Origin of the sequence: uncultured Veillonella sp. (assembly GCF_938010505.1) — a bacterium.
Classification (GTDB): domain Bacteria; phylum Bacillota; class Negativicutes; order Veillonellales; family Veillonellaceae; genus Veillonella.
This window is the reverse complement of the sequence record NZ_CALLVP010000064.1, coordinates 1-9,463: the sequence shown is the minus strand read 5'-3', so window position 1 is coordinate 9,463 and position 9,463 is coordinate 1. Positions and strand designations below refer to the sequence as shown.

Sequence of the window (9,463 nt, the reverse complement as noted above, 5' to 3'; positions counted from 1 at the left end):
GGGTTTTCTTTTACAATATAGTTTTATTGAACTAGAGTAACAATAGCATAATGACTACGGTTGCAATAATACAAGGTACGGCATTGCGTTTCGCCATCTCCATAGGGTTGATACCTGCAAGTCCCGCAATGATGATACCTGCTCCTGCTACAGGACTCATGCTTCGACCGATACCAGCACCGATTTGAGCCATGGATCCAAGTTGCATAATACCAAAACCAAAGTCTGCTGCATGAGGTGTTACAGCACCGTTAAAGGCAAGAGCTGCCGCATTACCAGAACCAGAGATAACAGCCAATAAGAACGGACCAAAGGCTGCCCCTATTTGGGCGATTTGTTGAGAATTCTTCATGCCATCAATAAGGGCACTAGTAAGCCCGATGAGTTGCATCCCTGCTGTGAAGCATGCTGCTGCAGCCATAAGGCCAACGACATCACACATACCATCCCCAGTACCGCGGAAAAACTTCTTAACAGCGTCTGTCACATTAGGACGAACTGCAACAATACCAATAGCTGTACCGATGAGCATGGAAACGGGAACGGAAACTTCTGGAATCACCGCTACTTGTTTACTACCGAGTACAAGCATAACAAGTGGAATGATAGGGATAATAGCATAGAAGTAATTTACCTTAAACTCTTTACTTTCCTCTGCAGTATCATTTTTCATCACATACCCTGTATGCTCCTTCTTAACGATAGCAACGATATTAAGCAAAATAGCGGCCACTACGATACCGATAATTGCTTGCATGGAGAAGCTCGCAATAACTGTCATTACGTCTACCCCCGCCAGTTGCGCTACTTGAGGGTTGAACATAAGCCCTGGGCTCAAGGAGCTCCCCCATGTACCTAAGAAGATAGCAGAACCAGCCATCGCTGGGTGCACACCAGAACGAATTAAAGCCGGAATCAATAGCGCACCTACGGCAGCGGCACAACCTGCCGCTGTTGGCAATGCAATATTAATTAAGAATGTAATAATAACGGCACCTGGGATGATGATTTTAGTCATCTTTTTAAGCCCTGCGGAAATGAAATACACCATATGCTCCGTACATTTTGTATATTCCATAACGTAGCTAAAGCCAAGTACCGTACAGATAGTCGGTACAAGACCTGGATTTGTAAGTTCTTTTACAAAGGCTGTCGTACCAGCTCCAAGATTGCCCCCAATAAAGCACATCAATAATCCCGATAATAATAAAACGAGCCGTGTTTCAAACTGTTTAATAATAGCGATAAACGTCGCTACTACGATAACAATACCTGTAATAACCATAACTCTCCTATCCGTGTACATAGGATGCAAGATAGCTATATCCCCTCTATAAACACTTTACACCCAATACACAACTAACAACACTAAATACAAAATACAATAGTCCTATCTATGTCTTACACCTAATAGGCCTAACAATAGTAAAAGTAATCACTTAATTATATACAGTATAATCATATAACTATATAACTACTTATCTACATAACTACATAAAGAAGTATATTAAACAAGCTTTGTTTCTTCCAAGCTAAGTTTTCTAAGCACCTTATCAAGTACCTCTGCACCCGTTACGATATCATCCATTTCAGCAAATTCTGCAGGATTATGACTGATGCCGTCACGACATGGAATAAAAATCATTCCCGTAGGAACTGCCTCCGCCCAATGCATCGCATCATGACCGGCACCGCTCGGCATAGTCATATATTCTACACCTACAGACTTAACAGCCTCTTCGATTTCTCGAATCATCGCAGGGTGCATCTCCACTGGATGGTCCTGTGCAATTGTTTCAATTGTATAAAATAATCCCCGTTTTTCTGCAGTAATATCGATAAATTCCTTAATGAGAGTGACTACAGAATTGCGAGCTACCTTAGATATGCTGCGAATATCTACCCCTAGCTTCACAGCTCCAGGGATAACATTCATCGCCCCTGGCATAACTTCCACAACGCCGACAGTACCCACCACGGGTGGCTCCTCTTGCATGGATGCAATCTCCTCGATGCCGAGGATGATTTTTGAGGCTCCACATAGGGCATCATGACGCAAGTTCATCGGCGTAGCGCCACTATGATCGGCATTACCCCGAATGGTCACATAGAATCGCTCTGGCGCAGCAATACCAGTCACAATGCCAATCGATTTCTGTTCGTGCTCCAGCACCTTGCCTTGTTCTATATGAATTTCTGTGAAAGACTTTACAGGTCGTTTATATTCCATTTCTTCAATCCCATCGGGATTTAAGTTGCGACCTTTCAATGCTTCGTATAAGGAAATTCCTTGTTTATCTACCAATCGGTGTAAGTCTTGTAATCTTAATTCACCACGCATGGCCTTACTACCTAGTGTAGCATCCCCAAAGCGACCGGACTCTTCACACATGAAGGATACCACAGCGATGGTATGGTCATGTTCATAACCATCGTCAGCCATGCTACGAATTACTTCAATGGCAGATAACACGCCCACCACACCATCGTAATTGCCTCCATTGGGTACGCTATCTGTATGAGACCCTACCATGACAACTGGTAAATCTGGTTTCTTACCAATCTTATAGCCAATGACATTACCAAAATCGTCTATTTCAACGGATAAACCCGCATCAATCATGCGATCTATAATATATTGACGCCCTTCCCAGTCTGCATCGGTGAAAGCAAGGCGATTAATGCCCTCACCAGGTGCTGTCAATTGGGCCATAGCATCAAAATCTTTAACTAATCGCTCTCGTTGAATCATATAACACCTCACAATCGAATACATCAATTACCGACAAACCATATGGTATCAATTGAATATCATACATATTTGCAATTGCATACCATATCCATACTACTAGTACTACAGAATAACCGTGAGCTACAGAATAACTATAAGCTACATCATAGATAAATCGAATCACTATTTAGAAATTAACTTATCAGTCAATAAATCTTATTTTAAATAGTGAGCCGCAATGGTCCCTAACGCGACGATACCGTTTAACATATCTTCTTCATCGATATCAAAGAGTGGATTGTGATGTGGCGCTTTAATAGCAGAGCCTACTACCATGTAGGTTGCTCTACCGCCGCGATCAATGACACGGTTCAAGAAGTACGCACAATCTTCACTACCGCCACCGCTGTAATCGAATGGAACCTCTTTAAAAATACCAAATGGCTCCACGATAGCTTGCACCTCACGAGCTAAATCATCGCTGATGCGACCTGCAGGAGTTTCTCCTTGTTTTGTGATTTCAAAGGTACAATCGTGCATTTCTGCAGCACTTTTAATGATAGTCTTTGCTCGTTCAATCATGTAGTCATTGATGTCTGTAGTGGCACCACGAGTTTCTAGTTTAAGAACTGCCACATCAGGCGTCACATTGCGGCCTGTACCGCTTTCAAAAACACCTACATTCATGCGAGAAGCCCCTTGGCTATGGCGAGCGATGGCTTGTAAGTTAAGCACCGCTGTACACCCAGCGAGCATTGCATTTTGTGCTTTTTCTGGAGAGCCCCCAGCATGAGCAGAATAACCGCGGAACACCGCATCAAGTTTTGTTGTAGCTAGGAAGCCATGATCGCTACATGCAAAACAATTGGATAGATTTTCGTTAAACCCAATATGCATGCCGAACATCAAATCTACATCATCCACAACGCCCGCTTCCGCCATCGCTTTAGCACCGCGCACGCCTTCCTCTGCTGGTTGGAAAATGAGTTTAATAGTTCCTTTGAATTCATCCTTGTGAGTAGCCAAGTATTCGGCAAGACCTAACCCCATCGTCATATGTGCATCATGACCACAGGCATGCATCGCCTTATCATGACAAGAACGGAAGCCTTCCTTTACAGGCAGATGGTTATCATCTTTAGCTTCAATGACATCATTGGAGTCCATATCTACACGAAATGCTACTACGGGACCTTCGCCACCGAACTTCATAGTTGCGACAATAGCCGTTTTGCCATAGCCCATTTTTTCTACAAGTTCAGGATTGGCACCTTCTTCGATGGCGCGATCCATAGCAGCTTTCATAACCTCATCGCTAGGCAATCCCATGCGAGAATCTAAATCGAGTACATCTGCTCCTAACGCCACATCATAGCCCAAAGAAATAAGCGTATCCGCCACCTTCGTAGCAGATCGATACTCAAGCCAAGCAGGCTCAGGGTACATATGAAAGTCGCGACGCATAGCGATTAACGCATCGCGTCGTTGTTGCACAAAATCTTTTACAGACATAAATACCTCCTTAACAAACTAATAATCACGTATACATTTACTATATGAATTGATATGTAAATAGTCAACCAAAGGGCGCATGTATACAATATAATCTATGAGCCACAAAGTAATTAATGGTTTAGAGGTCACTAGTAATAAGACTCTAGATCCTAGTCACTAATCTCACTCATCTAGTATAAAACCAATAGGCTAAATCTATAAAATAACAAAAACCTATACTTCTATGACAATACATAATAGCCATAAAAATATAGGTTTTATAGAGTCACCTTTAACAATTCATAGAATATACTTCTCAACATTTGTAAGTTACGATTCTAGAATTTGATAGACTAAACAATTTCTATTTTATTTAGTTTTGCCAGTACTTCTCGTTTAATAGTTCGTTGTCTATCCCATGCGATGATGAATACGGTGGCAAGGATACATATCATACCGAAAATACCGATGACAGTAAACTCATTCCCTAGGAGCGCCCAGCCGAACAAAGCGGCAGAGATTGGCTCTAAAGATGAAAGAATAGATCCTTGTACGGCGCCAATGAGCCTTATCCCTTCCATATAGGCATTAAAGGATACCACGGTGCCCAAAATAATAATCGCAAAGAGACCTAACAAAGTCATTTCATCCACGATAGCTTCCGAATCAAATTGTTGGAACATGATAACAGATAAGATGCCACAGATAAACATAGCAAAACCTACAATAGCGGTGGTGCCATATGTTTTTAACAGTTCAATAGGCTGTAATGTATATACACAAATGCTAGCAGCCGATACGAGCCCCCAGAACAAGACCTTTTCATTAAAGGATGAGATATCTAAACCCTCTTGCATGACAATACAGATCGTCCCCACCAAAGCAAGTAGTATACAAAACAGCTCCGGCGTAGATGGCTTTTTTAAATACCGCAAGAATAAATAAATAATAATCATCGTCGGCGCTACGTATTGAAGCACTGTAGCAACCCCTACCCCTGAAATGGCGATGGCTCTAAAGTATGTATATTGAGCCAAAGCGATTCCAAGTACGCCAAATATCAATAGCTTCCCAATATCTTTTGGCTCTTTAAAAATAGAAAAAATACGCTTTCCATCTCGTAGATAGGCAAGGCCAATGGTTAATATCCCTGCTACGAGCAAACGCACCTCTAGTAACCACTCTACATTAATATGCTTTGCACTTTCAAGAAATTGAACAGATGTACCTGAAAGTCCCCAAAACAAAGCTCCCATAATGGCTAGGCCCATGCCTTTCCATTGCTTTTCCTCCATGTGTTCCTCCCATTACGAAAAATTTCACAATATATACATAATATCAAAGAGGTCCCACTACTGCAATACGCAGAAGCGAAACCTCATAGATTAAATTTATAGATTTATTTTATAGACTAATTTTATAGATTAAATTTATAAACTAGTTTTAGAGTAAGTATTATTTATTTACGTTTCTCTAAAGCAATAATAACAACGGTGGAAATGATCATAGCCATACCGATTAAACCCAAGAGACTAAATTCATTTCCTAAAAAAGCCCAGCTAAAGAAAGCCGCCGAAATAGGCTCAATAGATGACAAAATAGACCCCGGTACTGCCCCAATTCTTTTAACCCCTTCTAAATAGGCATTAAAAGATACTATCGTGCCAAGGAATATAACATTGAAACAACCAATCACTGTCCATACATCCCAAACCGCATAAGAGTTTGGTTGATGGAATAGTATAGCCGCAATAATACCGCTAATGAGCATCCCAAAGCCTACAATAGGTAATGTACCATATTTATAGAGTAAATCAACAGGAGAAATGCTATATATGGCTACACCGACAGCAGATAAAAGCCCCCATACGAGAACCATTAAAGGAAAGCTTTCAATAGAAAGGCCATCATCATTGCCCATCAAACAAATAGTCCCTACTAAAGCAAGTATAACAGAAACAATCTCGCCCTTAGACGGTCGTTTACCATAACGAGCTAGCAGGTAAATAATAATCATAGATGGCGCCAGATATTGCAATACCGTTGCAATGCCAGCTCCAGCTAAAGCAATCGATTTAAAATATGTATATTGGCATAAGGCCATACCAAATACGCCAAAAACAATGAGTCCTAGCGTATCTTTTACACTATGAAATACATTAAAGATAGAATTTCCAAATCTAAACCATGCATAAATAACAGTTAGTAAACCTGCTGTAATCAATCGCATAGTTACTAGCCATTCCAAATTCATATTTCTAAAATTGCTTAAGAACTGTACAGATGCACCTGATACACCCCATAAAACAGCCCCCAATAGAGTTATAATAACACCAATAACTTCATATTGTTTCATACTACTCACCGAGCAAAGATACGTGAACTTTCACAACCACCTTACGGATTTTGATAGGTTTATCGTTTACAGCAAGCAAGGGCCGATGAACATCAGAAGGGAAGAATACAGTGTAGTACCCTTCTGGGCAATGAATCTGCCCTTCATCAACGGCCTCATTAGGATAGAAATAGCAATCTCGATCAGGATAGGACTCCACAGGTTTTACCAGGCCTTTATCTACGAAAAAGCCCATATTTTCCTCTCCGCTCACCATAAATTGAATATCTACATAATTACGATGAGATTCCGGTTTTGTAGTTTCAAATAGTTTTGTTTCTACATCGTCTACGTTGGCGTACATCATGTCGCCCTCAATGGCATGACGCCCCCCAGCCAAAGCTTTCAAATCTGCATGTTTCAAGAAATCCAAAGCGCGCACGATGGCTTTAGGATAACCCATTTTTGTATAATCTGCGGTAATGCTTGAGAAAAACATATGCAATCCTTTCACAATATCTATGGATATGGTCACCACATGGAAACTATTATATTACCTTTTATGTTAGCACATATATACATAAAGAACTAGCTATTCTCTTATGTAAAAGCCCTCCATACGCTACATATATGGAGGGCTTCAGTAAAATACTATTCAAATTTATGACTTTCGTCAATCATTACGCTATTAAATTGTTACATTATTAAGTTGTTACAGTATGCAATTGTCTATTCAGTTGTAAAGATTCAAACTGTATTAAATACAGCATGTGGCCATTACTTTATTCTTGAGTTTTATGAGCAGCGATAATTTCTTCCGCTTGCTTATGTGGAACCTCTTCATATGTATAGAACTGACGGTTAAATACACCTTGTCCTTGTGTGATAGAGCGCAATGCAGTCACATAATCGGCTATTTCAGCCAATGGTACTTGTGCTTTAACAACAGAAATACCTGTTCTTTCACTTTGTTCCATGCCCAATACACGACCTCGACGACTATTCAAATCACCCATGATATCGCCCATGAAAGCATCTGGTGCAAACACGTTAACTTCATAGATTGGTTCTAATAGGACTGGTTTCGCCTTAGGGATCACATCCTTGATAGCCTGTGACGTAGCTACTTTAAATGCTAACTCTGAGGAGTCTACGCTGTGGTAAGATCCATCCAAGAGTGTCACTTGCACGCCAATCATAGGATATCCTGCAATTAGGCCTTTATCTAGGGTTTCTTTGGCACCCTTTTCCACTGCTGGTATGTATTGTTTAGGTACAGCACCACCAAAAATTTTGTCTACGAATGCAAATTCGCTACCATCATATAATGGATCCACTTGAATCTTAACGTGACCATATTGACCATGACCGCCACTTTGTTTCTTATATTTAGACTCGGTTTCAGCGGAGCCTTTGATAGTTTCGCGGTACGGAATATATGGAGTCACAAGTTTAGCTTGTACGCCGTATTTACGGTCCATTTTGTTGAGGATATGCTCAAGATGTACTTCGCCCATACAATCGATTTGTAATTGGCGAGCTTCAGCATTTTTCACTACTACACAAGTAGGATCTTCTTCTGCCACTTTAAGAACAGCACTCGCTAATTTTTCCTCCTCACCTTTTTTCACTGGCTCCATAGCCACAGTGTATAGAGGTTGAGGGAAACGGATAGCATCGTATGTCACCTTAAAGTCAGGAGCCGTTAATGTATCGCCGGTCTTAGCATTGGCCAATTTCGGTATCACTACGATATCGCCAGCTTTTGCAGCAGATACAGGGATTTGTTGCTTCCCAATAAGGGTAACCATCTTGCCCCATTTTTCTTCTACACCTTGGTTTACATCATAAAGGCGATCGCCTTCTTTCAGTTCACCAGAGAAGATACGTACAAAGCTTTGTTTGCCTGCGAATGGGTCTAACAACGTTTTGAATACGAAAGCAGTTAATGGTTTATCTACGTGTATTGCACGTTGTTCGCCGGTTTCCGCATCAGTTGCGGTCATCACTTTTTTAGTTGCATCCGGCATGTAGCGGATCATACGATCCAATACTTGATCTAAGCCAATACGAGATGTGGCACTGCCACACATGATTGGGCACACACGGCCACTAATCATCCCTTCACGCAAGCCTTGGCGGATTTCCTCTAAGGATAATTCTTCGCCTTCTAAATATTTTTCCAACAACTCATCGCTACCTTCAGCCGCGGCTTCTACGGTCATTTCCCGAATTTCTTGAGCCTTTTCGATAAGGTGAGCTGGTACAGCGACCTCTGTTGGTTGGCCGTCCTTATAAGTAAACGCAGTCATTTTTGCTACGTCTACAACGCCTTCAAAATCGGCGCCTTCACCGATAGGAATCTGCAACGGCATAATGCCTTTGCCAAATAATTCCCGCATTCTTTCAATAGTACCGAAGAAATCAGCACCATCGACATCCATTTTATTGATAAATGCCATGCGAGGCATTTGTAATTCCACTGCATAATCCCATGCGCGAACTGTGTCAGTTTCTACACCAGATGTGGAGGAGAGCACCATCAACATGCCATCGCACGCACGCAAAGCGGCACGAACTTCGCCATGGAATTCGTTGTAACCTGGAGTGTCAACGAAGTTAACCTTATGGTCATGCCACTCACATGGCGCCATACCCAATTGAATAGTTACATTACGTTTAATTTCTTCCGGCTCAAAGTCCATAATATGTTTATTATCTTGACCTTTACCTACGAAATCAACCGCACCAGAGGTTAACAACAAGGATTCAACAAGAGCTGTTTTGCCCGCACCATCGTGGGAAACAACAGCAACGTTTCTAATTTTATCACTACTGTACTCTTTCATTGGAATCGCCTCCTTACTGGCAAATTACGGCTTTGCTAATACATTTCGACACTA

At 41.4% G+C, this 9,463-nt stretch carries 7 protein-coding genes; all 7 read right to left on the bottom strand.

Going from position 1 to position 9,463, the window contains the following annotated elements; all coding sequences use genetic code 11:
* Positions 1 to 31 precede the first annotated feature (31 nt).
* The 7 genes from dcuC to fusA all read right to left on the bottom strand — a co-directional run bounded on the left by dcuC (position 32) and on the right by fusA (position 9,409).
* Positions 32 to 1,285, bottom strand: a complete 1,254-nt coding sequence (dcuC, locus tag Q0507_RS03485) for a C4-dicarboxylate transporter DcuC (protein ID WP_298712476.1) — start codon at positions 1,283 to 1,285, stop codon at positions 32 to 34.
* Positions 1,286 to 1,507: 222 nt separating this feature from the next.
* Positions 1,508 to 2,752, bottom strand: coding sequence for a M20 family metallo-hydrolase (locus tag Q0507_RS03480; RefSeq protein WP_298712473.1), 1,245 nt, complete (start codon positions 2,750 to 2,752; stop codon positions 1,508 to 1,510).
* 195 nt (positions 2,753 to 2,947) lie between these two features.
* Entirely contained in the window at positions 2,948 to 4,243 is a 1,296-nt protein-coding gene (locus Q0507_RS03475; protein ID WP_298712470.1) for an amidohydrolase, read from the bottom strand.
* 335 nt (positions 4,244 to 4,578) lie between these two features.
* Positions 4,579 to 5,520 (bottom strand): DMT family transporter, encoded by a 942-nt coding sequence (locus tag Q0507_RS03470; RefSeq protein WP_298712467.1) that lies wholly within the window; start codon positions 5,518 to 5,520, stop codon positions 4,579 to 4,581.
* Positions 5,521 to 5,684: 164 nt separating this feature from the next.
* Positions 5,685 to 6,581, bottom strand: a complete 897-nt coding sequence (locus Q0507_RS03465) for a DMT family transporter (RefSeq protein WP_298712464.1) — start codon at positions 6,579 to 6,581, stop codon at positions 5,685 to 5,687.
* A 1-nt stretch (position 6,582) separates the two neighbouring features.
* Complete coding sequence (locus Q0507_RS03460) at positions 6,583 to 7,059, bottom strand: YhcH/YjgK/YiaL family protein (protein ID WP_298712462.1); 477 nt, start codon at positions 7,057 to 7,059, stop codon at positions 6,583 to 6,585.
* Between the two features lie 283 nt (positions 7,060 to 7,342).
* On the bottom strand, positions 7,343 to 9,409 hold the full coding sequence (gene fusA / locus Q0507_RS03455; protein WP_298712459.1) for an elongation factor G: 2,067 nt from the start codon (positions 9,407 to 9,409) through the stop codon (positions 7,343 to 7,345).
* Positions 9,410 to 9,463 lie beyond the last annotated feature (54 nt).